Annotated in this window: 23 protein-coding genes, 1 tRNA gene and 1 pseudogene; 18 read left to right on the top strand and 7 right to left on the bottom strand. The window is 59.1% G+C overall.

The genetic code is table 11. The features are described from left to right. The first annotated feature begins 51 nt into the window (after positions 1–51). The 11 genes from PYK22_RS17765 (at position 52) to PYK22_RS18185 (ending at position 8,127) form a co-directional block, all read left to right on the top strand. Positions 52–312, top strand: a complete 261-nt coding sequence (locus tag PYK22_RS17765) for a hypothetical protein (protein ID WP_041976943.1) — start codon at positions 52–54, stop codon at positions 310–312. A gap of 133 nt (positions 313–445) precedes the next feature. Then, positions 446–982, top strand: coding sequence for a YceD family protein (locus PYK22_RS10390; RefSeq protein WP_060635557.1), 537 nt, complete (start codon positions 446–448; stop codon positions 980–982). Positions 983–1,101: 119 nt separating this feature from the next. Further along, positions 1,102–1,287: a 50S ribosomal protein L32 gene (rpmF, locus tag PYK22_RS10395; protein ID WP_041976946.1), complete on the top strand. Its 186-nt coding sequence runs from the start codon at positions 1,102–1,104 to the stop codon at positions 1,285–1,287. Between the two features lie 24 nt (positions 1,288–1,311). Continuing rightward, positions 1,312–2,358: a phosphate acyltransferase PlsX gene (plsX, locus tag PYK22_RS10400; protein ID WP_060635558.1), complete on the top strand. Its 1,047-nt coding sequence runs from the start codon at positions 1,312–1,314 to the stop codon at positions 2,356–2,358. Between the two features lie 14 nt (positions 2,359–2,372). Next, the gene (locus tag PYK22_RS10405; protein WP_041977312.1) at positions 2,373–3,359 is read left to right on the top strand and encodes a beta-ketoacyl-ACP synthase III; all 987 of its coding nucleotides are present in this window, start codon (positions 2,373–2,375) and stop codon (positions 3,357–3,359) included. 55 nt (positions 3,360–3,414) lie between these two features. Then, on the top strand, positions 3,415–4,383 hold the full coding sequence (gene fabD / locus PYK22_RS10410) for an ACP S-malonyltransferase (protein WP_041977314.1): 969 nt from the start codon (positions 3,415–3,417) through the stop codon (positions 4,381–4,383). Positions 4,384–4,431: 48 nt separating this feature from the next. Continuing rightward, positions 4,432–4,677 (top strand): acyl carrier protein, encoded by a 246-nt coding sequence (locus PYK22_RS10415; protein ID WP_041976952.1) that lies wholly within the window; start codon positions 4,432–4,434, stop codon positions 4,675–4,677. A gap of 114 nt (positions 4,678–4,791) precedes the next feature. Beyond that, a complete protein-coding gene (fabF, locus tag PYK22_RS10420; protein ID WP_041976954.1) occupies positions 4,792–6,045 on the top strand; it encodes a beta-ketoacyl-ACP synthase II in 1,254 nt (417 codons plus the stop codon). Positions 6,046–6,120: 75 nt separating this feature from the next. After that, positions 6,121–6,894, top strand: a complete 774-nt coding sequence (locus tag PYK22_RS10425; RefSeq protein WP_041976957.1) for an electron transfer flavoprotein subunit beta/FixA family protein — start codon at positions 6,121–6,123, stop codon at positions 6,892–6,894. 87 nt (positions 6,895–6,981) lie between these two features. Then, complete coding sequence (locus PYK22_RS10430; RefSeq protein WP_041976959.1) at positions 6,982–7,962, top strand: electron transfer flavoprotein subunit alpha/FixB family protein; 981 nt, start codon at positions 6,982–6,984, stop codon at positions 7,960–7,962. Positions 7,963–8,001: 39 nt separating this feature from the next. Then, positions 8,002–8,127: a hypothetical protein gene (locus PYK22_RS18185; protein ID WP_268871523.1), complete on the top strand. Its 126-nt coding sequence runs from the start codon at positions 8,002–8,004 to the stop codon at positions 8,125–8,127. Between the two features lie 94 nt (positions 8,128–8,221). On the opposite strand, the gene PYK22_RS10435 is transcribed toward PYK22_RS18185, so the two are convergent. Beyond that, positions 8,222–9,124: an SCO family protein gene (locus PYK22_RS10435; protein ID WP_162199838.1), complete on the bottom strand. Its 903-nt coding sequence runs from the start codon at positions 9,122–9,124 to the stop codon at positions 8,222–8,224. 704 nt (positions 9,125–9,828) lie between these two features. On the opposite strand from PYK22_RS10435, the pseudogene PYK22_RS18385 reads away from it, so the two are divergent. Then, positions 9,829–10,350 (top strand): annotated as a pseudogene (locus tag PYK22_RS18385) (tetratricopeptide repeat protein); the annotation flags it as partial. Positions 10,351–10,389: 39 nt separating this feature from the next. Next, on the top strand, positions 10,390–12,162 hold the full coding sequence (locus tag PYK22_RS16740; RefSeq protein WP_235789162.1) for a sigma 54-interacting transcriptional regulator: 1,773 nt from the start codon (positions 10,390–10,392) through the stop codon (positions 12,160–12,162). 96 nt (positions 12,163–12,258) lie between these two features. Here the strand turns inward: PYK22_RS16740 and PYK22_RS10445 are convergent, their stop codons facing one another. From PYK22_RS10445 to PYK22_RS10455, 3 genes are all read right to left on the bottom strand, one after another. After that, a complete protein-coding gene (locus tag PYK22_RS10445) occupies positions 12,259–13,263 on the bottom strand; it encodes an alpha/beta fold hydrolase (protein ID WP_060635561.1) in 1,005 nt (334 codons plus the stop codon). 78 nt (positions 13,264–13,341) lie between these two features. After that, a complete protein-coding gene (locus PYK22_RS10450) occupies positions 13,342–15,675 on the bottom strand; it encodes an Rne/Rng family ribonuclease (protein ID WP_041976962.1) in 2,334 nt (777 codons plus the stop codon). Between the two features lie 803 nt (positions 15,676–16,478). Next, positions 16,479–16,554: transfer RNA gene (locus PYK22_RS10455), tRNA-Thr, on the bottom strand. Positions 16,555–16,725: 171 nt separating this feature from the next. On the opposite strand from PYK22_RS10455, the gene PYK22_RS10460 reads away from it, so the two are divergent. The 3 genes from PYK22_RS10460 (at position 16,726) to PYK22_RS10470 (ending at position 20,716) form a co-directional block, all read left to right on the top strand. Beyond that, on the top strand, positions 16,726–18,285 hold the full coding sequence (locus PYK22_RS10460; RefSeq protein ID WP_041976964.1) for a hypothetical protein: 1,560 nt from the start codon (positions 16,726–16,728) through the stop codon (positions 18,283–18,285). A 77-nt stretch (positions 18,286–18,362) separates the two neighbouring features. Beyond that, positions 18,363–19,709, top strand: a complete 1,347-nt coding sequence (gene trmFO / locus PYK22_RS10465; protein ID WP_041976967.1) for a methylenetetrahydrofolate--tRNA-(uracil(54)-C(5))-methyltransferase (FADH(2)-oxidizing) TrmFO — start codon at positions 18,363–18,365, stop codon at positions 19,707–19,709. 23 nt (positions 19,710–19,732) lie between these two features. Then, positions 19,733–20,716 (top strand): VWA domain-containing protein, encoded by a 984-nt coding sequence (locus tag PYK22_RS10470; protein ID WP_157770826.1) that lies wholly within the window; start codon positions 19,733–19,735, stop codon positions 20,714–20,716. 3 nt (positions 20,717–20,719) lie between these two features. Here the strand turns inward: PYK22_RS10470 and PYK22_RS10475 are convergent, their stop codons facing one another. Then, positions 20,720–21,883, bottom strand: a complete 1,164-nt coding sequence (locus PYK22_RS10475; RefSeq protein ID WP_060635562.1) for a pyridoxal phosphate-dependent aminotransferase — start codon at positions 21,881–21,883, stop codon at positions 20,720–20,722. Between the two features lie 99 nt (positions 21,884–21,982). After that, the gene (locus tag PYK22_RS10480) at positions 21,983–22,441 is read right to left on the bottom strand and encodes an OsmC family protein (RefSeq protein ID WP_041976973.1); all 459 of its coding nucleotides are present in this window, start codon (positions 22,439–22,441) and stop codon (positions 21,983–21,985) included. A gap of 187 nt (positions 22,442–22,628) precedes the next feature. On the opposite strand from PYK22_RS10480, the gene PYK22_RS10485 reads away from it, so the two are divergent. Continuing rightward, a complete protein-coding gene (locus tag PYK22_RS10485) occupies positions 22,629–23,453 on the top strand; it encodes a phytanoyl-CoA dioxygenase family protein (RefSeq protein WP_041976976.1) in 825 nt (274 codons plus the stop codon). Between the two features lie 28 nt (positions 23,454–23,481). On the opposite strand, the gene PYK22_RS10490 is transcribed toward PYK22_RS10485, so the two are convergent. Further along, on the bottom strand, positions 23,482–24,273 hold the full coding sequence (locus PYK22_RS10490) for an SDR family NAD(P)-dependent oxidoreductase (RefSeq protein WP_041976979.1): 792 nt from the start codon (positions 24,271–24,273) through the stop codon (positions 23,482–23,484). A 104-nt stretch (positions 24,274–24,377) separates the two neighbouring features. Between PYK22_RS10490 and PYK22_RS10495 the strand changes: the two genes are divergently transcribed. Then, positions 24,378–24,719, top strand: a complete 342-nt coding sequence (locus tag PYK22_RS10495; protein ID WP_041976981.1) for a hypothetical protein — start codon at positions 24,378–24,380, stop codon at positions 24,717–24,719. Positions 24,720–24,834 lie beyond the last annotated feature (115 nt).

Here is a 24,834-nt window from a genome sequence, read left to right on the forward strand (position 1 = left end):
GAATCTCTTTTTTCCACCTGATGGGGACGCTTTCTATGGTTCTCTAGTGCCATGCTGACGACGGAGAAAATCTACTGCCAGCTATGTTTGGCGCGGAACCCTTCGGGCGAGGAGTACTGCTCAAGATGCGGGATGCGTCTGATGCTCATCTCGCGTCCGGCGGCTCTCCGCTTTGAGGAAGAGGAACTGGCTGCGCGTGACGAATATCTCTTAGCTCGTCTCTCGGTTTTGGAGAGCAGGGTGGAAGCTCTCTCGAAAGAAGTCGCGCGTTTGCGGGCGGAGTTGAGCGCTCTTCTCACCAAAAGATCGTAAACTTTGCGCGCGTTTGTCAGAAGCCAAAAGGGGCTGGCCCCTCCGCGTCCAAGATTGACACTCTCGCGGTGACCATTATAATTGCTCCTTTTGTGCCTCTGGTGAATGTTCTGCGATTAAGGTGAGCGGAAAGATGAGGTTCGAGGTCGAGAGACTCACCATCGAGGGCACATCTTTTCGGCAGGATTATGCGCCAGAAGCGCTCTCGTTCGAGGCTGAGCGCATACGGTTGATCGCGCCGGCGACGGTACACGGTAGGATTTGGCGCAAAGGTCGCGAGGTGCTCCTCCAGGGTCGGTTGACGGCGCGCGTCGCCGCGCTGTGCGATCGTTGTTTGCGCGAGTTCGAGACGCTCGTCGAAACCGAGATCGACGTCTCGTATGTACCTGAAGAGGATGATGCCACGGCGGAGGATCTCGAACTGAGCGCCGATGAGATGGCGCAATCGGTCTTTAGCGGCGGCGAGGTCGATTTGGATGAACTGGTCCGCGAGCAGTTCTTGCTCGCGCTCCCCATGCGTCGCCTGTGTCGCGAGGAGTGTCGTGGCCTGTGTCCGCGGTGCGGCGCGGATCTTAATCTCGGCGATTGTCAGTGTGAAGCGGCGGAGATCGATCCGCGCTGGGCCGCGCTCGCCGCATGGAAGAGGAAGAAGGAGGCGGACGGGGAGTAAGCCTCGACGGCGGTGCCGGATCTTCAAAGCCAAATTCGCGTGCGATTTCGAGCAGTCGCGGGTTCGCGGCTGCTTCGGTTAAAATCCAAGGCTATTTTACTCGTAGTAGTGGAGGGCTTATGCCGAATCCGAAACGACGCCATTCGAAATCGAGGCGCAACAAACGGCGGGCGCACGACGCCCTTCGGGCGCCCAATCTCTCGCTCTGTCCGAACTGTCAAGAGCCGCGCTTACCGCATCGCGTGTGTTTGAAGTGTGGCTACTATAAGGGGCGAGTGGTCCTGCGCGTCGGGCAAGAGTTTTAGCCCAGCGCGGGCTGAAACGCGATAATGGTTCGAATTGCGTTGGATGCGATGGGTGGCGATCACGCGCCGCAAGCGGAGATCGACGGCGCGCTGGCCGCCGCGCGCGACCTCGGCGTGAGGATCGCTCTCGTCGGGCAGCCCGACAAACTCGAACCGGAGTTGAGGCGTTGCGGGTGGCATCATCAAGGCGATCGCGGCATCGAGATCGTCGAGGCGCCGGAAGTCGTGCGCATGGATGAGCCCGCGGCGATCGCGGTGAGGCGCAAAAAGAGGAGTTCTCTGCGGGTCGCCATCAAACTTGTCGCTGAAGGTCACGCCGACGGATTCGTGACGGCGGGAAATACGGGCGCGGCGATGGCGACGGCCATGATGGTTCTGGGAACGTTGCCCGGAGTGGACCGCCCGGCTCTGGCAGCTTTGATCCCGACGCGGGCCGGTCGCCCGACCTTGTTGTTGGACGTTGGCGCAAACTCCGACTGCAAGCCCACGCACCTCGCGCAATTTGCCATCATGGGGGATGCCTATGCGCGTGCCGTGCTCGGGATCGAACGCCCAACAGTGGGGCTGATGAGCATCGGCGAGGAAGAGGTCAAGGGCAACGAACTGACCAAAGAGGCTTTCGCGCTCTTGCGCGAGCTCGAACAGATCAACTTCGTCGGTAACGTCGAAGGGCGCGACGTGTTCACTGGCGCGGTCGATATCATCATCACGGATGGTTTCACCGGCAACGTGATGTTGAAACTCTCCGAGGGCCTCTCTGAGATGATGATCGCGCTGATTCGGCGCGAACTGAGCGCTTCGGTCATCACGCGGACGGGCGCGATGCTGGCGCGTCCGGCATTCCGTCGGATCAAGCGCCAATTGGATTATGCTGAGATCGGCGGCGCGCCGCTTCTTGGCGTGCGCGGAGTGGTGATGATCGCACACGGGAGTTCCAGCGCCCGCGCCATCCGTAACGCTATCCGCAACGCGCGCGACTTCGTCTTGAATGCCGCCAACGAGAAGATCGAACGAAACATCGCGACCGCCTTGTTGGACCGGAAAGAGGTATCGGGCGCAGCGGTCGAGTGAGGATCGAAGAGACGATGGGCAATGTGAATGCAGGCATTTTAGGCACGGGGCGTTCGTATCCGGAAGGCGTTTTGACCAATGCCGATCTGGAGAAGATGGTCGATACTTCCGATGAGTGGATAACCACACGCACGGGCATCAAGCAGCGGCATAAGGCCGCGCCTGATGAATACACCTCGCTCTTTGCGGTGCGCGCCGGACGGCAAGCGATCGAAAGCGCGCGGATCGATCCGCTCGACATAGACCTGCTGATCTGCGCGACGGTCACGCCGGACCAGATCCTCCCCTCCACAGGGTGTTTAGTGCAGGCTGAACTCGGCGCGCATCGCGCTGCCGCGTTCGATCTCGCGGCAGCTTGCTCCGGCTTCATCTATGGATTGGCGCTCGCTCGGGAGATGATTCGCGGCGGGCGGATTCGCTATGCGCTCGTCATCGGGGCCGAAGTCCTGACCCGGTACGTCGATTACACGGATCGTTCGACCTGCGTGCTGTTCGGCGATGGCGCCGGGGCTGCCGTGCTGGGGCCGGTCGAGCCCGAGCGTGGGATATTGGCGACGCGCATACGTTCGGACGGGCGATACGCCGAGCATCTTTATGCGCCGGGCGGCGGGACGCGTTTAGGGACGACGCCGGAGACGCTGGCCTGCGGCTTGCACTACTACAAGATGCGCGGCAACGAGCTCTTCAAAGTGGCCGTGCGCGCCATGGCCGAAGTGGCGCTCGAAGTGTTGCAAGAGGCGGGAAAAGAGGCGCGCGATGTCGATCTCTTCATCCCGCATCAGGCGAATCAACGCATAACGGATGCCGTCGCCGAAAAACTCGGCGTCGATCCTTCGAAGGTTTACTCGAACATCGCATGGCATGGGAATACTTCAGCCGCGTCGATCCCGATCGCGCTTGACGAATGCGTCGAACAGGAGCGCGTGCGTCCGGGTGATCTCGTGCTGATGGCCTCCTTTGGCGGCGGGGTGACATGGGGCGGAGCGCTGTTGCGCTGGTAGAGGCCTGAGTCGAGCCTTGCTTTTTGCACGAAGCGTGTTGTAGAACCGAATGGCGATGGGGCGTTTAGCTTACGTCTTCCCCGGTCAAGGGTCGCAGAGCGTTGGGATGGGGCGCGACCTTGCGGATAATTTCGCGGTCGCGCGTCAGGTCTTCGAAGAGGCCGATGACGTGCTCGGCTTTGCGCTCTCGCGCCTGTGCTTTGAAGGGCCGGCGGAGGCGTTGCAGTTGACGGAGAATACGCAACCGGCGATTCTGACCGTTTCGATCGCCGCTTTACGGACGCTCGAGGCCGAAGGGGCGCCAGCACCGGCCTTCGTCGCCGGGCACAGTCTGGGCGAGTATTCGGCGCTCGTCGCCGCGGGCGCGATGGATTTCGCCTCTGCGCTGCGGATCGTGCGCGCGCGCGGGCGGTATATGCAAGAGGCAGTGCCCGTCGGGGTCGGCGCGATGGCCGCGATCCTCGGCGCGAGTCTGGAGACGGTCGAAGAAGCGTGTCGCGAAGTTTCCGAAGACGGCGTCTGCGCGCCAGCGAACATCAATTCCCCATCGCAAATCGTGATCGCCGGCCACGCCAAAGCGGTCGAACGCGCGATCGAAGTCTTGCGCGCCCGCGGCGCCAAACGGGCGGTGCGCCTTCCAGTAAGCGCGCCCTTCCACTGTGAGTTGATGCGCCCGGCGGCAGAGAGATTGGCGCGCGACCTAGAGGCCGTCAAGTTCAACGATCTCGCCACGCCGCTCGTTACGAACGTCGATGCGGCGATCGTTCGGCGCGGGGCGGAGGCGCGCGAAGCGCTCGTGCGACAAGTGGCGGCGCCCGTCCGCTGGCGGGAATCGGTCGCGCTTCTGGAGCGCGAAGGGGTTGAGGTTTTCGTCGAGATAGGTCCGGGAAAGGTCCTCTCTGGGCTTATTCGACAGACGATCGAGCGCGCGCGCACGTTGAACGCGGAGGACGCTCGAAGTTTGCGTGCGACGCTCGATGGACTCATCGGAAGCGGTTCGCTGACGACCGCTCACCCGCATTAATCCTTTAAGTGTGAGGTTCCATCATTTCGATTAGGAGGAGCAAGCGCAATGCCCGATCCGGAGATCGAAGCTAAAGTCAAACAGATAATCGTTGATGAACTTGGAGTAGATGAGAACGAAGTGACACCTAACGCGCGTTTCATCGACGATCTCGGCGCGGATTCGTTGGATACCGTGGAGCTCGTCATGCGGTTCGAAGAAGAGTTCGGCATAGAGATTCCAGATGAGGATGCCGAGAAGATCCAAAGCGTGCGGGATGCTTACAACTACATCGACCAGCATCTGAAGAAATGATGGTTGCGGCGGAGTGGCGCTTCTTGAGCGCGCTTCGCCGCGATCGGTTCCTTGAATCTCGAAAACGCGCCGATGGTGTCAGGCTTTTGGGATAAAGAATTCGAGCATTGAGGGATGGACCTTGTGAAACGTCGCGTCGTAGTTACTGGGCTCGGTCTGGTCACTCCGATCGGCAATTCGGTCGAGGCGACCTGGGCCGGTTTGATGGCGGGGCGAAGTGGCGTCGATTACATAAAGAAGTTCGACGCTTCGGATTTCCCCGTCCGCATCGCTGCTGAGGTGAAGGATTTCGATCCGCTCGACTATGTCGAGAAGAAAGAGGCGCGCAAGATGGGATCCTTCATCCATTACGCCATCGCCGCTTCGGATGAAGCCTTGCGCGACAGCGGCTTGCGGATCACGCCCGAGATAGCCGAGCGCGTCGGCACGTATATCAGCAGCGGGATCGGCGATTTCTGGGCCATCGAGCGCGAACATTCGAAGCTGCTGAAAGAGGGGCCCGGTCGCGTCTCGCCTTTCTTCATCCCATCCGCTATCGTCAATCTGGCCGCCGGGCAGGTTTCGATTCGCACCGGAGCGAAGGGACCAAACTCCGCGACGGCGACCGCGTGTTCAGCGGGCGCGCACGCGATCGGCGATTCTTTCAAGATCATCCAGCGCGGCGACGCCGATGTGATGATCTGCGGCGGCGCGGAATCGGCGATCACGCCGATGAGCGTTGCCGGATTCGCCGCAATGCGCGCTCTTTCGACGCGGAACGATGATCCGCCGCGCGCTTCACGCCCCTTCGACGCGGAACGCGACGGATTCGTCATCGGCGAGGGGGCCGGGATCATGATCCTCGAAGAGCTCGAATTTGCGCGGCGGCGCGGCGCGCGCATCTACGCCGAGATCGCCGGTTACGGCATGACCGCCGACGCTTACCACATCACGCAGCCGGATGAGACGGCTTCGGGCGCGGTGCGCGTCATGCAGATGGCGATGCGCGATGCGGGCGTGCGCCCTGAGCAGGTCGGATATATCAACGCACATGGGACTTCAACCCCTTACAACGATCGGCTCGAGACTCTGGCGATCAAAAAGGCGTTCGGCGAGCATGCCTACAGATTGGCCGTCAGTTCGACTAAATCGATGACCGGGCATCTGCTCGGCGCGGCGGGTGGGATCGAAGCCGTCTTCTCCGTGCTCGCCATCGCGCGCAAGATGATCCCGCCGACGATCAATTACACGACGCCGGATCCAGATTGCGATCTCGATTATGTGCCGAACGAACCGCGCGAAGCGCAGATCGAATGCGCCCTGTCGAATTCCTTCGGTTTCGGCGGGACGAACGCCGCCTTGCTCTTTCGAAGATACGAGGAGGAGTAGATTGGCGACCGCGAACGTCTTCCGCTTCGGAAAAAGTTGAACGGGAGAACAAACGGCGGGCCAGCTCAGCGCGCTATGAAGACGATCGTCTTGATGAAACAGGTGCCGAACAGAGATGCCGTGTTGCGTATCAATCGCGAAGGCACATGGATCGAAGAAGGCGACTTATCCTACGAGGCGAACGAATCCGATGCTTATGCCCTCGAAGAGGCGCTTCGCTTGAAGGAGAAACACGGCGGCGAAGTCGTCATCTGTTCGATGGGGCCGCAGCGCGTCAAGAGCATGATCAAAGATGGGTTGGCGCGCGGCGCCGATCGGGCGGTCCACATCGTCGGCGATGACTTGGCGCACCTTCCGCCGCTGGCGAGCGCCTCGCTCATCGCCGAAGCGATCCGCGATGAGCGTCCCGATCTGATCTTGGCTGGGCTACAATCGGACGATTATGGTTATGCGCAGACGGGCGTGATACTCGCGGAGCTTCTCGGCCTACCTCATGCGACGATCGTCATCGAAATCGAGAAGACCGGCGACGCGTTGCGCGTCAAACGCGAGCTTGAGAGCGGCTGGTATCAGTGGTCCAGTATTCCTCTCCCGGCTTTGCTGACGATTCAATCTGGGATCAATCAGATCCGCTACGCGACGCTCAAAGGCATCATGGCGGCCAAGAAGAAGGAGATTCGAGAGGTGAAGCCTTCAATCCAAAACCTCGGTGAACTGGTGCATCAGCGCGTCGAGAGGGTGTACGCTCCGCAGAAGAGCAAGCAGACGCAGTTTCTCGGTAACGGCGATGCTAAGGCGGCTGCGGCGCAGCTTGCCGAGAAACTGCACGCCGAAGTGCGGGTCATTTGAGGGGGAGCGTTCTCGCCGCAGCTAAGGCTCCCCGATCACATCGATCGAATTCAGATTTCGAGAGGGATCAAAGGAACGGTTCCGTTTATGGCCAACGGCATCCTGGTCTTCGCTGAACAGCGCGGTGGAAGCCTAAATCGAGCGACATTCGAGACGATCGCGGCGGCTCAAACGTTGGGCCGAACGTTAGGACAAGCGATCGAAGCGGTCCTGCTAGGATACGGCGTCGCCGAGCTGGCAGCGCAACTGGCTGGTTACGATCTAAGCCGTGTCATTCAGATCGATCATGAGCGGCTCGCCGAGTACACGCCGGACGCTTATGCGCAGGCGATGGAACATGTTGTGCGGATGGTGAACCCTAAATATGTCATCATGCCGCATACCTATCTTGTGCGCGATTTCGCTCCGAAATTGGCCGCGAGATTCAAACGCGATCTCATAAGCGATTGCGTGCGCGTGAACGTGGTCGAAGGGAGACCGATCTTCACTCGTCGGGTCTTCCTCGGGAAGATGGATGCGGATGTCGCGTCAGATGATGACCCGCCGATCTTCGTCACTTTTCAATCTGGCGCTTATCGCGCGGAGCAAGCGGCCAAGGGCGCTGGAGCGAACATCTCGCAGATCGATCTCGAAATAAACGAACCGCGCACCAAGCCGGAACCGGCCTTTCAGGAAGTCAAGCAAGCGGTCGATCTTTCCAAGGCGGAGATCATCGTGGCTGTCGGGCGCGGCATCAAAAGCCAAGAGAACCTCGCGCTCGCGCAACAACTCGCCGATTTGCTCGGCGGCGAATTGGCCGCTTCCCGCCCCATCTGCGATGCCGGATGGTTGCCGATCGATCGGCAGATCGGTTCATCTGGACAAACGGTCGCGCCGAAGCTCTATATCGCGCTGGGAATCAGCGGCGCCATTCAACATCTCGTCGGCATGAAGAACGCCGGGACCATCGTCGCCATCAACAAAGATCCCGAAGCGCCAATTTTCGATGTCGCCGATTACGGCATCGTCGGCGATCTGTTCGAAGTCGTTCCGGCTTTGATCGAGGAGTTGAAGAAGTTCCGAACGTGACATCTCTCGCGGGTATGCGCCGCGGAGAAGTTCCTCCAGATGGGCGTTGAAGAAGTTCCGAACCTGACATTCTCCCCATCGCTCAAGCTGGGGGCGCGCCCCTCTTCACCGAAAGAAGATTATCTCTCGCTTCATCTGAAGATCACCTGGATTGGCGGAAGTTGACCCAAACGGCGTCGAACGAACTCTCTGCCGCAGGCATGACGCGCAACGGCGGCGCCTCCTCTTGTAAATTCACGGCGTGCTGAACGATTCGGCTTTAATGTTGAGTGTGCAAATGCTGAGTGTGCGCATCGGACTCTTTCAGTAGACCGCGCAGGTCGCTTATAACGTCATCCGGTTTCCAATCGTTGCCACGGTAGATTTTGACGAGCCTCCCATCGGGCGCGATGAGGGCGGTGCGCAGGTTGTGAATGATCTGATCGCTTTCGGGGAAATAGTCGAGGCCGAAGAAACGGGCCGCTTGGCGGATCTCTTCCTCCGAGCCTGTGAGGAATTCCCAATCCTTGAAATCTAGCAATCCGGCCCGCTCTCTCCCATAGGTGCGCAAGACCGCCGGCGTATCATGGCTTGGATCTACCGTGATGCTCAATAGATGCACGCGGTGCGCTAGCTCAGGGATGGATTCCATCTGCCGATGAATGGTTGCGAAGTTAGAGGTCATTAGCGGGCAGTAGTCCGGAAGCGGACACCGCGTATAGATGAAGGTCACCACCAACGCGCGGCCACGATACTGGACCAGCCGAACGCGCGCGCCATCCTGATTGATGAACGTGAAAGGGGGGACTTCTGTGCCGGGAGGGGCTTCGGTTGAAGACGGCGGGGGTTGAGCTGCCGCTTCGCCTCGCACGATGACTGGGTTTTCTAGCCAAGAGCGATCGCCGTCGACGACGAGCGTCGCCTGTATCTGGTCGCCGGGAGCGAGCGTGTCGAAAGCCCAATCGCTATAGAGCGTAAATGGCATGGTCATCGCATCCATGAGACCGGGGATCGATTCGTGCGCGATGATAACCTGTTTGTGCGAGCGATCGACCGAAACGACTGTCCCTCTTAAATCGTAGCGCTTGGCGTTCGGCGAAGCATGTGGTGCCTCTTGATTAGAGGTGCAGGCGCTTAATGGCGCATAGGAGAGCAAAAGTAATATAAGCAAATTCCTGCTCATGATCATCTTTTTCTAAGGCATAAATTTTCGGTCTTTGGCAAAGTATAGCATCTCTTTAGAAGCAAGTTCATTAAGGGATTCGAATTCGGGCCTAGCGGAATCATTATCCTTGTAATTGCAAGTGGAGAGAGAATAAAATTGCTTCGCTGTCTTTCGGCAGCGAGATCTTTAAAAAAGAGTGGAGATGAGTGAGAAGGTACAAGTGTTGATTGAGAAAGAGCACGCTAAAGATATACCAACACCGCTTCGCCACGAATGGCGAAGAAAGATTGCGCACCAACTTTGCCCTAACCCTTAAGCTCTCACGGGAGCCTATAGTTTAAGGGCCCTATAGGCGCGGCAATACTCCCTGTAGCGTTAGCAGGAAGATCTGGACGAAAGAGCTGGAAGTCTGAGCTGATCCGGTACCCATTTCTCCAGTATATCCCGTCCCCATCTCTCCTGCGGCAGTGGTTGTGGGAGAGGATGTATAGCCTGTGCCCATTTCGCCTGCGAAAGTAGAGAGGGTGAAAGCACAGGCGAGAAGGGCGATGGCGAAAAGTTGACGCAAAAATCTCATTTCCAATCTCCTGAAACTTATAAAGTTATAGTCAAACAGCCGAACCGATCGGTTGGACAGTTTGACCTATGTTGCTGGGATGTAAGCATGATAGCATCTGTGTTAGAAGGTTGTACAAGAAAATTTTGATAGGGAACCTCATCTTATGTTGAAGACGAAAGCCGTGAGAGGGAACAGTGCAGCGGGTAGTTCAGATGCCCAAATCCTTCTACGGTGTGCGCGGGCAAAGGAGCTTGAAGAGATAGGTAATTACGAAGCGGCTGCGCGGGTGCTCGGTGAGATATGGCCTGGTTTTGATGAAGATCTTGCGCTTGATGGATTGAACCAGATAACAATAGGAGAAGTATTGCTTCGCGTCGGCAGCTTGACTGGATGGTTGGGCAGCGCGCGTCGCATTAAAGGAGCGCAGGAAAGGGCAAAAGATCTAATAACCAGAGGATTACTATGCTTTGATTGCCTCGGTGATGCAGAGAAGATCTTCGAGGCTCAGCTTGAACTAGCTTGGTGTTATTGGCGGGAAGGCTCGTTCAATGAAGCGCGCACAATATTGCAAGCAGCTCTTAGCTCGATTGAGTCTGTGGGTAATCATGAGTTAAAAGCGGTTGCTCTCATCCGTAGTGCCGAGGTTGAACGTTCTGCTGGTTCTTATTTGGCCGCCCTTGAATTTTTGAATAGAGCGAAACATCTGGTTGATTGTTGCAGCGATTTGGTTAAAGGGAGATTCCATAATACGTTTGCTATCGTTCTGCGTAACTTGGGTGATCTTGAGCGGAGATCTGACTATGTAGATCGAGCTCTGATAGAGTACGCCGCAGCTAGCTACTATTTCGAGCGAGCCGGACATCTGCGCTACTGTGCGCGCGTTGAGAACAACATCGGTTTCCTGCTCTTCAAGCTCAAGCGATTTGAGGAGTCAAGCTTGCACTTGGAGCGGGCGCGCCGTCTATTCAAGAGTCTGCGCGATATCGGCAGTTTGGCTCAAGTCGATGAGACGCGCGCGCGCGCGTTGCTGGCCCAGGGGCGCAATTCGGCGGCTGAGCGCACCATCCGTCGCGCGGTCAATGCGCTCGCGCGCGGGGATGAGCGTTCGCTCCTTTCCGAAGCGCTCGTCACACATGGTTCAGCGCTCGCTCGCCTGGGACAATTCGATCAAGCGAAGATGGCGTTCGAGCGCGCCCTTAAGGTCGCCGAAGAGGTGGGGCACGTCGAACAGGCGGTGAACGCTTCGCTCGCTCTCTGCGAAGAGCTCGGTGAGCGCTTAGCGTTCGAAGAGTTGCGCGAGGCATATGAACGAGCTGATGACTTGCTCGGTGCCGGATCGAGCGAGTTGCATGAGCGACTGCGCCGCTGCGCGCGCCGGATAATATCGGGGCAGAAACGCCCATCTCACCAGACGGTTTTCGTCCATGCCTCGCCGCAGACAGCTGCGCTGCTCGATTACGCGCGACGAGTGGCTTCGAGCGATGCCTCCGTTCTGATTCTCGGTGAGACCGGTACCGGAAAAGAGGTCTTGGCGCGTCTGATGCACGAATGGAGTGGAAGGCCGGGGCGTTTTGTGGCGATCAATTGCGCCGCTTTGAACGAGACGCTCTTCGAGTCGCAGATCTTCGGCCATCGCAAAGGTAGCTTCACCGATGCCGTCAGTGATTATGCTGGCGCGGCGCGCGAGGCGGCGGGTGGCACTCTTTTTCTCGACGAAATAGGCGAATTGAGCGCAGCGGTCCAAGCGAAGCTCTTGCGCTTGATCGAACTCGGTGAGGTCTCTGCTGTAGGTGGCGGTAAGCCGGACCGGATCGATGTGCGCATCGTGGCGGCGACGAACTGCGATCTCGGGCGATTGGTTGAAGAGGGGAGATTCCGTCCGGATCTCTACTATCGTTTCGCCTTTCAAATCACCATTCCACCTTTGCGCGAAAGGAGTGAAGACATCCGTGCGCTCGCGCTCCACTTCATCGCCGATGCGCGGCGCCGCTATCGCAAGCGGATCGAGTTCAGCGACGAGTGTTTAGCCGCCATACAGAAATTGCCGTTGCGAGGGAATGTCCGCGAGCTGCGAACGCTCATCGAACGGACCTTCATCATGGCTGAAGATGGTGTGACTATCGGACCGGAGTCGATCGAGATCGTCGGTTTACGGATGGCGCAGCAGATCGGCTTTGTCGATGTTTGGGCCGGGTGTTCGCTCGAACGGGAGGTCCATCACTACGAGGCTGAGCTGATCCGCCGCGCGCTCGAACAATCCGGTTGGCGCGTTACGCGGGCGGCGCGCCTGCTTGGGATAACGCATCAGCGGCTTTCGTTCATCCTTCACACGAGGCACAAAGATTTGGTGGCGAAAGGATCGGCTTCGTGTCGGAAGTCGATGAACGGGGGGGCGGCGCGGGAATCGGGTGGCGTGAGCGCGGCGCCCGAAAAAGTCAAGCGTGCGCGGGCTGAGTCTGGCCGAATTTTGGCGACGGGGAAGGTCGGATCGGGTTGAAGAGTTTTGGTCGTGGTTCGGGGCGTCTCGCCATAACCGAATCGGGACGAGCCTTCGAAAGGCCCATGTCCAGATGAGGCGGAACTCGGATTCGTTTCAAGCGGCGGCGCTGCGTTTCTCGGTGAGCGTAGTGTGCAGAAGAGAGTTGAACCTTTCGGCTTGTTCCTCTTGCACCATCATGCGACAGCGATCGAAGATGACGAGCCGCGCGCGCGGATTGAGCGCGAGAAGGAGCCTCGCGTTCTCAGCGGAATTGTTCCGATCCTCGCGTCCCCAGATGATCGTGACCGGTCGGCTGAGTCGCGCGAAGTTGGAGTGCATGTCGCAGCTCAAAGAGCCTGAAAAGAAAGCGGCCATCGCGTGCTGAGCGCCGGATTGATGGCTCATGGCGTAGTAGTGCGCGACGAGTTGGGGCGTGACCGAGTTGCGATCGTAGTAGAGATAGCGCCGTGCGTAATCGCGCAAGCTCCGTTCGCTTGCGATGACGTTGTAGAAAGAGGCGCCGAGGATGGGCGAATGAAGGAGTCCGTAGAAAGAGGCGCTCGCCGTTCCGGGCTGTCCGTGCGTGTTAGTCATGCCAGTTGGCGAGATGAGGACGAGGCTATCGACCAGATCGGGCCGTTCAGCGGCGAGGCGAACTGCAAAGGCCGCCCCGAGCGAGCTGGCGACGATATGAGTCGGTCGCTTGATGACATCGCGTATGAAACTGGTCAGTTGCTCGACGTATAGCTCTGCGGTGTAAGCGACGGCGGGTTTATCGGAGAAGCCGAAACCGAGAAGGTCTGGGGCGTAGATGCGGAACCGATCCGCCAAAGGCGCGATGTTGCGCCGCCACATGTAACTCGATGAGCCGGCCAATATCGCATGGATGAAAAGGATGGGTTGGGCCGATGCTGGGCCGGCAGTTCGATAGATGATGTTCCATTGCTCCCACCTGTAAGACTGAATCTCTCCGGGGCAGCCTTCTTCCGGCGGGTCGGACGTCCGATGGCGCCGTCGTTTAGCGATGGCGTTGAAGGTGACGAGCGTCGCTAAGCCAGCGCCGCCAGCGACTATCCCTTTCCAGCCCGTCCACCACTTTCTTCCCCTCTTCTCGCTCATAGAGGATCTCTAAACTTTAGGCGGAGATCTGGAGCGCGGTCGCTGATCGCCCACCGCGCTCCATTCTCGCTTTCAACCTCAGACGAAGGCGAAGTCGAACTGCTCTTGATGAACGCTTTCGTCGCTCGTGATGTCAACTGCGCCGAGATATTCCTCCACTTCCGCGAGCACGTCGCGCTCCGTCGTCCGTAGAGCGCGCGCGACTTCTGGATTGACGCGCAGCGTCACTTGTTTGATCGGCTCGCCGTTCATGCTGCGCGCGAGTCGGCGCGCCTCTTCGAGGATCTCGTAGCAGATGGTCTGCGGCGATTTGACCAGACCGGCTCCCTGGCAATACGGACAGGGCGAGCAAAGCGTCCGTTCGAGAGATTGCTTGACGCGCTTGCGCGTCATGATGACGAGACCGAAGTCGTTATAGGAGAGAACCTTCGTCGGCGACTTGTCATGTTGCAACGCCTCTTGCAGCGCTTGCAGAACGCGCTGGCGGTTGCGCCGCTCCTCCATATCGATCAGGTCGAGCACGATGATACCGCCGAGATCGCGCAAACGTATTTGACGCGCGATCTCTTCGACGGCTTCGAGATTGGTCTTCGTGATCGTGTCTTCGAGGCGGTTGCTGCCGCGTCCGACGAACTTGCCGGTGTTGACATCGATGGCGACGAGCGCTTCCGTCTGATTGATGACCAGATAGCCGCCCGATTTCAGCCAGACGCGCGGTTTGATCGCTTTATCGATCTCTTGCTGCACCCCATAGGCTTCGAGGATCGGTTCATCGCGCGTATAGAGTTTCACGCGATTGACGAGGCGTGGTTGGATCCGGTTGACGAATTCGACGATCCGCAGATACTCCTCTTCGGAGTCGACGCGAATGGCCGTAAACTCATCCGAGAGTTGATCGCGCAGGATGCGTTGAACTAGGTCGAGATCGCGATGGATGAGCGCGGGCGCTTTGACCCTTTCGGCAGTGCGACGGATATCCAACCAAGTGCGGATCAAATAGCGCGCGTCCTCGCGCAGCGCCGCTTCGCTGACGCCCGTGCCCGCCGTGCGCACGATGAAGCCGCCGGATGGCACGTCCTCTTCTTGCATGATGGTTTGAATCAGCTTGCGCAGCCGTGCGCGCTCGTTGGCCGATTCGATCTTTCGCGACACGCCGATGTGCTCAATCGTCGGCATATAGACGAGATAGCGTCCGGGAAGGGCGATATGCGAGGTGATGCGCGCGCCTTTCTGCCCGATCGGTTCTTTCGCGATCTGGACCAGTATCTCCTGCCCTTCGCGCAAAAGTTCCGTGATGCTTGGATGCGGGTGGCGCGATCCGTCGGCGCGCCCGGGGAGCGCTTCGGCGACTTCCGCTGCCGCGTCGGCGCCGTTGCCGTTTGATGTCTCGGCGGGCGTCTCTGGCTGTTGTTTCGCGCGTCGTCTGCGCCGCCGCCGAGCGAATTCGGCGCGCGATCGCGACGAAGAGAGGCGCGCCTCTCGGTCTTCGAGCTGGGTTTCGCTCCCCTCCGCTTCGGCCTTGCGCCGTTTACGCCGCGCCGTCGAGGTCTGTTCCGACGCGCCGCTTTTGCTCCGCCCGCGTCGTTTGCTCGCCGTCTCCTCGGTTTCACCAGCAGCCTTCTTGCTGCGCGATCGGCGGCGAGGCTGTGTCTCGTTCTCGACGGGCTGGACCTCAGAGGCGAGCGAAGGGGGCGTTCTCTCCTCGTGCGATTGCGCCTCTGGCTCGATGTCATCGACGCGCTCGAGTCCCGAAGGTGACGGGGTTGAAGAGGGAAGGATCGAACCGACTTCCGCGGTTGAGGTCGGTTCGATGTCAAACTCGATGGCCCGAACCTCGTCAGAAAGCCGCTCTTGAAGGATGGCATCCTTGAAGAGTTCCCCTTCCTCGGCGGCGACCTCTTCATCGAGGATGCGCTCGAAACTCGATTCGGCGACGAAGGGGGTGGTCAAATCTTCCACTGGACGCAGTTCTTCCGTTTTAGGTTCGGGAGACGCCTCTTCTGCCGATGGGGACGCGAGCGGCGATCCCTCATCTTCAGCCAGTTCGATCGGGCTAGGCGTCGCCTCTGTGAGCAGATCCTGTGGGCGCTCTTCGGTTGGCGCCGATCGGCGAGATTGGGGCGATTCTGTCGCCCGCGCCGATTCGCCTGTTGGAACTTTTATGCGCTCGTACTCCTCCTCTTCGTCGAAGAAATCCGAGACGTAGAGGAATGCGTCGCGCTCCAACCCGATATCGACGAAGGCGGATTGCATCCCCGGAAGGACGCGCATTACGCGCCCTTTATAAATATTGCCTGCGACGCCTTGATTGGCTTCGCCGCGTTCGATGTAAAACTCTGTGACTTGTCCGTCCTCGATTATCGCGATCTTCTTTTCGCGTCCGTTGACGCTGATGATCATCTCTTTCGGCATCTTTCGAAATCCGTCTCCTCTTGCGCTGCGAATTCGCCTGCAAGCGTTGTTCTGAGAGCGGACGTTGTGCGGACCTTCGCTCCGGCGGGCAGAATGAGGGGACTTTTCGCCGCCCTTGCGGTCTTTCGGACGTGAGCTTAATAACGCGCGCGCGTCGCGCGCTGGTTCGGACGCAGCTTCGCTGAGTTGGAAGCCGCGGAACTTAACACGCAAGACCGTATAAGCTTCAGAACTTGTCGCGGCCCGAACGTGACGGAACGGATTTCACCGTCGTCAACAATTAAACCGCAGCTTGCAGAACCTTTCCAACGGCAGCTTATCTGTCTGTCTTACGGTTGTCCCTGCCGCGCGGCGCGGAAAATCTCGCACTCATCCGCCAGAAAAGCAAGTCACCTTTACAACATCGCTTGCCAAAATCTTAGGCACCCGCCCGCCTGGATGCGTGCAACCCGAAGTCTTACGGTGCGCGCTTCGCTCAAAGCTTCCTAGCGCAGGGCGAGCAACAAAGTATAGCTGAGAGATGGGGCAAAAGCCAAAGGATGGATCGCTGAGCGCGATCAGGAAGCGAGCGGATAAGATGATGACTCGCTCGGCGAGAAGATCGGTTGGAGCGCGATCAGGAGGCGGATAAGATGTGAGCGATCGGTTAAGAAATTCGCCTGCGAAGAATTGAACTCGTGGGATCTTCGCCGCAGGGCTAAGCATAGAGGCCACGCCGCTGCGTCGGCGACATCCCGAAAGCGGATAACGGACCTAGAACTTTAACTCGCAAGCTATGTCGGGTTGCCCCGGGAATCTGCTTTTGGAGCCGGCTGTGGGACTTGAACCCACGACCTTCTAATTACGAATCAGACGCTCTACCAACTGAGCTAAGCCGGCTCGAAACTCAAAATATAGTGGGCACCGTTTCTGACTGTCAAGTTCGGGGCGAGGGGAGCGCTTGATCGACAACGGTGCGCTGCCGTTGTACGCTTTAAACTTAAGCGGTTGTGGTCGCGACTTTGACCGTCCGGTCTAATCGGCGTTCGAAGTTCGATTGAGAGAGTCGGGTTGATCGAAGAGCGTAAGGACACCTTGAGGCGCGATTCTGATAAACCCAGTCGGTTTGCCGCGGCGGCCCGCCTGTCACGTCGCGGGGATCGCTTCTGTCGTGCCTTGCTCGCCGCATTAGCGGTCTGTATCTTCGCTGGCGGTTCAGTCGCGCAGCGCAAGGAGGGGCTCCCTTCGGCGGAAAAGTTGATCGGCCACTATTCGAAAGCTTTGGGCGGCAAGGGGGCGGCTGGAGCGATCTATTTGTGGAGGATAGCTGGTAGTGCGCAAGGCACCGTGACAACGCGATTCCTTCGTCCGTCCTATTTCCGCGCCGATCTCGAGTTGAATGGCGACGAAAGGCGCATCGGGGTAAACGGGAACTCGGCTTGGGTGTCGATCGGTCACACCGTTCATACGCTCGCGGATGATGGGGCGAAGAGGGCGCGGCTCTGGGCGACGCTCGGCGCTATGCGTTTCGCCGAATTCAAGAAAGCGGGCATTCGCGCGCAAACCGTAGGACGCGCGTTCGATGGCGGCGAGTTGGTCTACATCGTCGAATTCACCTCTCGCGATGGAGCGCGTGTGCGATGTTCGTTCAGCGCGCGGAGCGGATTGTTGCTGAAGACGCTCGATGAGATTGCCGGGCTGTCGATGAGCTTCAGCGATTATCGAACCGTAAATGGTGGACTTGAACCGCATCGCGTAGAAGTTTGGTGGCGCGGGACGCCCTACTTGGCGCTCGATTTGGTGGACGTCAAACGCGAGATCGGTTTGGAGAGGAAGGTTTTCGATCCGCCTCAAGATGAGACATTCGATTTCAAGGCCTTCCTTCGCCAAGCCGAGAGGAATCAAGAGGAGTTGGAGCGTCGCATCAGCGAGTACACCTTCACGCTTAAGGAGACGAGGCGCGAGGTCGATGGTCGGGGCAATGTGAAGAAGGAGACGGTGCGCGTCTACGAAGTCTATCCGCTGTTGGGGCCGAAGAGGCTCTCCGTTCGCAAATTGGTTAGCGAAGATGGCGTTCCGCTCTCTCCGGATCGGGCGGCGAAAGAGGAGGCGCGGGTGGCGGGGATCATCGCCCGCGCTGAGCGCGAGAAGGAGAAGCGCGATGGAACGCAGTCTGACGATGAGTTCAAGATCACGGACTTCTTCAAGGTCTGTGAGATGGTCTCGCCGCGCTATGAGGATTTCCGCGGACGTCGGACGCTGGTTTTCGACTTCCGTCCGCGGCCAGATTATCGCCCGCGGAATCGCGTCGAGTCCGTTATCGCACGGCTCGGAGGCACGATTTGGATCGATGTCGAGGATAAGCAGGTTGCGCGTCTTGAAGCCCGGCTGCTGCGCGATTTCAAGATAGGTGGAGGCTTAATCGCTTCGTTCCGCCCCGGAGCGGCCATCGTCTTCGAGCAGACCCGCCTCCCCGAAGGCGTTTGGCTCCCGCGGTTCGCCGAGTTCAACATCGCCGCGCGGCTCTTCCTCTTTTCAAAAGTGGAGCTCAACAGCACGCTGGAATACGGCGACTATCGCCGCTTCAATACGCGGGTCGAGGGCGTTAAAATCGAAACTGTGAAACCGTAAGTCGAGCAACAGTCAGCTCCCGCGATCACATCGAAGTTCTCGTCTGAAGGGGGAGCGAAGCGGGTTAGGGAGTTAGCATGAGTGAGATCATCGTCATTGGCGGAGGTTTGGCCGGCGCGGAAGCCGCTTGGCAAGCGGCGGAACGCGGCGCGCGCGTGCGCCTTTACGAGATGCGACCGGTCCAGCAGACTCCGGCCCATCGAACGGACAAGCTTGCCGAAATAGTTTGCTCGAACTCACTGAAGTCTGATGAGCCGGGCACCGCGCCGTATCTGTTAAAGGAGGAGTTGAGGCGTGCGCGCTCGCTGATCATGGAAGCGGCGGAAGCGACGCGCGTTCCCGCCGGAGCCGCGCTGGCCGTCGATCGTCACGCCTTTGCGGATTACGTGACGCGCCGGATCGCGGCGCATCCGCGCATTGAGTTGGTTCGCGAGGAGGTGCGGCGTATACCTGCGCAGGGTGTGACGATCATCGCGGCTGGGCCGCTCTGCTCCGATGCTTTGGCCGAAGAGATCGCGCGCCTTACGGGGAGCGATCATCTGTACTTTTACGACGCCATCGCGCCGATCGTCGCCGCCGATTCGATCGATATGAGGGTGGCCTTCCGCGCAGCCCGTTACGGCAAAGGTGGGGATGATTATCTGAATTGCCCGCTGAACGAGGAGGAGTACGAGCGCTTCTATCAAGCTCTGATCACGGCCAAAAGCGTGCCATTACAGCGCTTTGAAGAAGCGCGTTGGTTCGAAGCCTGTCTCCCGATCGAAGAGCTTGCGCGTCGCGGGCGCGACACGCTCCGTTTCGGCCCGATGAAGCCGGTCGGTTTGATCGACCCGCGCACAGGGCGCGAACCATATGCCGTCGTGCAGCTCAGGGCGGAGAACGTTCTGGCCGATGCCTATAACATCGTTGGTTTTCAGAACCATTTGCGTTATGGCGAACAAGCGCGCGTCATCCGGCTGATCCCCGGCTTGGAGCGCGCCGAATTCCTTCAGTTCGGACAGATCCATCGTAACACCTACATCTGCGCGCCGCGTCTTTTGCAGCCGACGCTGCAACTGCGCGCCCGTCCGCGCCTCTTCTTCGCCGGGCAGATCACCGGAGTCGAAGGTTACGTCGAATCCGTGGCGATGGGATGGTTGGCTGGGGTCAATGCGGCGCGCGTGTTAGCCGGTTTGGAACCGGTCGTTGCCCCTTCGCGCACGGCGATCGGGGCTCTGGCGCGATACGTCTCGTCCGCCGATCCGAAGAACTATCAGCCGATCAACATCACGTTCGCGTTGCTCGAGCCGTTGAGTTCGGAGGAAAAGCGCGGGTTGAAGACGAAGCGCGAGCGCCATCAACGCCAAGTCGAGCTTGCCCTGCAGGCGTGGGAAGAATGGCTCCGCATGCTCGAAAAGGAAGAGACGGTCGCTTCAACCGTTTGATGCCCGCGTTGCTTTGGTGTTTCGTGGGGATAGCGTGCCTGCTGTTAACACAGAGCGTCCGATCGCAATCTGGGCGTAACGTCAAAAAGTCAAGCGACGCGAAAGCCAAACAGGGGCCAGCGCCGTCGCGGAGCGCCGCGCCGATCCGTTCAACCGTTTCCGAGCAAGACCTCGGCGATGAGATCATTAAGATCGCCTCGCGGCTCGTTCCGATCCCCGCCTCTGTGACGGACGAGGCTGGGCGCCCGCTTACGAACCTCGGTCTTCAGGATTTCGAATTGCAGATCGATGGGCAAGTCAAGCCGATAAGCGAACTGATGCGTTCCGAATCGCCCGTGCGGATGGCGGTCCTATTCGATAACAGCGCGAGCATCACGGCGACGCGGGAGTTCGAAAAACGTGCGGCCATCAGGTTCTTCCAGCGCGTCATCCGTCCGATAGATCAGGCGGCGCTCTTCTCAATTTCGACGACAGCCGAACTCGTGCAGCCTTTGACGAACGATGTCGAAAAGCTTGTGCGCGCCATCGAGAGTTTCGGTAAGCCCGTTGGAGCCACAGCCCTTCTCGATGGCCTCGCGCAAGCGGCGACCTATCTGCGCCCGCAGCAGGGGCGGCGCGTCATCGTCATCATCTCCGACGGAGCCGACACGATCAGCGATACGAGTTTCGAAAGCGCGCTCAGCCAGGTCATCGCCGCCGATTGTCAGGTCTATGCCGTGCAAACGGGCGGCAGCGACAATCCGAACCTGCGTGACCTAGTGGCGGAAAGGCGTTTGCAAGAGCTCGCCGAGCAGACCGGCGGGATGGTCTATGTTCCGTCTTCCACTGAAGATCTCGATCGGGCGTTTGCCCAGATAGCCGCCGACTTGGCCCAGCAGTATGTCTTGAGCTATTACGCGACGGATGATCCGCAGGATGGTCGCTTTCGTCGCATAAGCTTGTTGGTGAAGACGCATCCCGGTGCACGGGTCCGAACGCGCCGCGGCTATTACTCGCCGAAAGGATAGACGTCATGCTGGGTTGCGGCGCAAACTTTGAAAAGCGCTCTTCATGCGACTCACGCCTTCGGCGAGGGCTTCCTCGTTGAGACAGAAGGAGAGGCGCAAAAAGCCTTCCGCTTCATCGCCGAAGGCGGAGCCGGGAACGGTGATAACGCCGTGGGCGAGCAGATGTTCGGCGATCGTCCAAGAGGGACCGTCAGCGCGCACGTCGAGCATCGTGTAGAAGGCTCCTTCGGGAACGATCGCGCGCCGCTCGAGGCGATCGACGATCATCTCAAGTAGATGATCGCGCCGCGCGCGGAAGGTCGCGCGAATTTGCGCGCGCGCGCGTGACGCTTCATCGGTCCAGGCGACGAGGGCGGCCTTTTGCGCGATCGTCGAGGCGCACGTCGTCACGTACCCATGAAGCACGAGGGCGCTCGAGACGACGTCCGCCGGTCCGCATAACCAGCCCAAACGCCATCCCGTCATGCTCAGCGCTTTTGATAAGCCTCCGATGACTATCGTGCGTTCGTAGAATTCCGAGATCGAAGGCGGACGTTCCGGAAGGTAGTAAAGCTCGCGGTAGATCTCATCGCTGATGATCCAGGCGCCGATCTCGTCCAATGCCCGTGCGATGGCGATCAAATCCTCGCGCGTAAGGACGCGCCCCGTCGGATTGGATGGGCTCGTGAGCACGACGACTTTGGTGCGCCGATCGAGGCGGCGACGAAATTCATCGGGATCGAAAGCGAAATCGCGCGAGGCTGGCAGGCGATAGAAGCTCGCTTCGCCTCCGGCCATGCGCACGATCGCCGGATAGGCGACGAATCCCGGATTGGGAAGCAGGACTTTGTCGCCTTCTTCGACGAGCGTCATGAGGGCAAGATAGAGGGCTTCTTGCGAACCTGCCGTGACGATCACCCGATCCGGTGAAAGATCGGCGTAATCGCGCGCGATCAATTCGCGTAAGGCAGGAAGACCCGCATGGGTCGTGTAACCGTTCTGCTCTTCGAGGACGATGCGCGCTGCCGTGCGTCGGACGATCTCCGGCGTCGGCAGGTCAGGCTCGCCTAAGCCTAGATTGATGCTGCCAGTCGGAGCGCGATCGAAAAGCTGGCGGATGGCGCTCTTTTGAATCCCGCGCAAACGACGCGGCGGTTGAAATGCTGGCCACGAATCTTTCATCGGCATCTTCGTGATGCGGCGAATTTGAAGGAAGAAGCAGGCGTGGCTTCGACGGGCCGCGCCTGCAGTTCTTCTCTGGGCTATGAGAAGGAGACGTTTGCCGGCTCAAGCCGACATGGCCTGTTCATCCAACTTAGCGTCGAGTTCGATCTCGACGCCGCCGCGAAGCGCGTTCGAGACGGGGCAGATCTGTTCAGCCTCGCGGGCCACTTGTTCGAACGTCGTTTGGTCTAACCCCGGAACTTTGCCGCGGGTTTCGAGTTTGATCTTGGTGATTTTGAAGCCACCTGTCGGTTGTGGCGCGACTGTGCAGGTTGCGCGCGTCGTGATGCTTTGCGGTTGATGCCCTTTGCGTTCGAGCGTCGCGGCGAAGGCCATGCTGTAGCAAGCCGCATGTGCGGCGGCGATCAACTCTTCCGGATTGGTGCCCGGCGCCTGTTCGAAGCGCGTGGCGAAGTTGTAGCCCGCGTCGCGCAGCACGCCGCTCGTGCTGCTGATCTTGCCTTCGCCACCGCGCAAATTCCCAGTCCACGTCGCTTCCGCTGTACGTTGAATATCTGACATAAGTCACGCTCCTTTCTGTATGCTGAGGTGGTGAAGCGATGGCGTTCGACAAAAAGCGCCATCGCTTCCGAAGAGAGATTTCTCCTGACTGTGGGAAAGGTTGACAGGTTCGACCGGACTTGTCAATCGAATCAGAAGTCGGCTATGTTGAAGCCGAGCCTTCGGAGGCGAAGAGGGGGCAAATAAGATGCCGCTGCCCGCAGAGAACTTGCCCGAACTGGTTGAAGATTATCCTCTCACTTCGGAGCAGATCGAAAGCTATCGTCGTGATGGGTTCATCCTTCTGCGCGGCGTGGCTTCGGAAGAAGAGGTCGCCGCATATCGGCCTTTGATCGAGGAAGCTGTCTACGAGAACGCGCGTCGCAAAGAGCCGCAGAAGATAGACGATTACAGCGAGATCTTCATTCAGGTGACCAATCTTTGGTTGAAGAGCGAGGCCGTGCGCCGCTTCGTCTTCGCGCGCCGTTTTGCGAAGATCGCCGCGGAGCTGATGGGCGTCAGCGGCGTTCGTCTATATCACGATCAAGCCCTTTTCAAACCGCCCGGCGGCAAACAGACGCCTTGGCATCAAGATCAGGTCTACTGGCCGCTTTCGACCGAGCACACGATCACGATGTGGATGCCTTTGGTCGATGCGCCGCGCGAGATAGGGACGATGACCTTCGCAGCCGGATCGCATCGCGAAGGCCAGTTGGGAAGCTTGATCATCTCGGATGAAGCGCAGCGCTTCTTCGAGCGACTGATCGCGGAGCGCGGTTTCCCGCTCGTCAGCTACGACCTGCGCGCCGGCGATGCGACCTTTCACGCTGGCTACGTGCTGCACTGCGCTCAGGCGAATCGGAGCGATCGCGTGCGCGAAGTGATGACGATCATCTACTATGCCGATGGCGCGCGGATCATGGAGCCCGATAACGATTACCGCCGAGTCGATATGGAGGTTTTTCATCCCGGACAGCGGCCCGGCGAGGTGGCCGCTAGTCCGCTCAACCCGCTTCTTTATCAGGCCGCGTAAAGGGAGCGTCCGCCGCGTTTTTAACTCCTCAACCGCAGAGCACCGAACCGCCGTTGATGTTCAGTATTTCGCCCGTAATGTGTCGCGCCCAGTCGGAGGCGAGAAAGACGATGGCGGTCGCTATATCATCCGGTTGCGCGACGCGCCGCAGCGGGATGGTCTCGATAATGCGCCGCTTGTAATCTTCGTCCGCGAAGACCCCTTGGCACATGTCGGTATCAACCCATCCGGGCGCAACGCAGTTGACGCGAATCTCGGGCGCCAGTTCGACGGCGAGCGATTTCGTGAAACTTATCTGCCCGCCCTTCGAGGCCGCGTAGTTCGAATAACCGGCTTCCCCGCGTTGCCCCGCCGTCGAACTGACGATGACGATAGAACCGCCCTTCTGCCTTTTCATGTAGGGAATAGCGGCGCGGCAGATGCTCCACGTCCCTTTAAGATTCAAGTCGATGACGCGATCCCACAGCTCTTCTCCCATCTCCTCGATAGGAGCTCCTTCCCAGATGCCAGCGTTGGCGACGATGACGTCAACGCGACCGAATCGCTCAATAGCCTTTTTGACGAGTTCGTTCGACTGGTCCAGCTTCGCCACGTCGGCGCGCACGGCCAGCGCTTCACGACCGAAGGCCCGGCACTCCTCAACCGTTTGCTTCGCCGCCTCTTCGTTGCCAACGAAATTTATGACAACATGTGCGCCGGCCTCGGCCATGCGTTGAGCCGTCGCGCGCCCGATGCCGCGCGAGCCTCCGGTGATGATGGCCACTTTGTCACGCAACAGGTCTTGTGGAAAAGATATTTTGCGTTCGTTCGATCGTTCCATAGATGGACCTCTGATGCGGTTTGACAGATCTGTTACGCTATGGCTTAATCTACGACTAAGGTTCAACAGGAGCAAATCGTAAGCGCAAGAGGGATTCGGGGCGGATGAGACGGTTCAACTCCAAAGCGGCGATCGTTTTGCTCCTGCTCACCGTTTACGCCTTTCTCGTCAACGCGACGCACTATCACCGCCTAGAACGACCCTTGCACTCCCCTTTGGCCGCTCGAGTGGCAGGCGATAGCGAACCGGCCCATTCTTCAGGGCAGGACGGGGCGCCACATTGTCTGCTCTGTCAATTGCAGCGGGAATTCGTCAGCGATCCCGCTTACTCGCTGGTGAGCTTGGTCGCCCCGCTCAGCGTCTCGGCGCATCGCACCTCGTTTGTCGATTCATATCGCTATCTCGCTTGCCTAAGCCTTTCGAGTCGCGCGCCTCCGCGCATCTGATCTCTTAACCGTCGAAGCGCACCACATTCGCCGCTTGCGAGCGAGAACCAGGTCTCGCTCGTAGCATTCATGCGTTCGGTCGAGCACATCGGTCGTATTTGCACGGCCTTATTTA

The sequence above is a fragment of the Pyrinomonas methylaliphatogenes genome (assembly GCF_000820845.2).
Lineage (GTDB): Bacteria > Acidobacteriota > Blastocatellia > Pyrinomonadales > Pyrinomonadaceae > Pyrinomonas > Pyrinomonas methylaliphatogenes.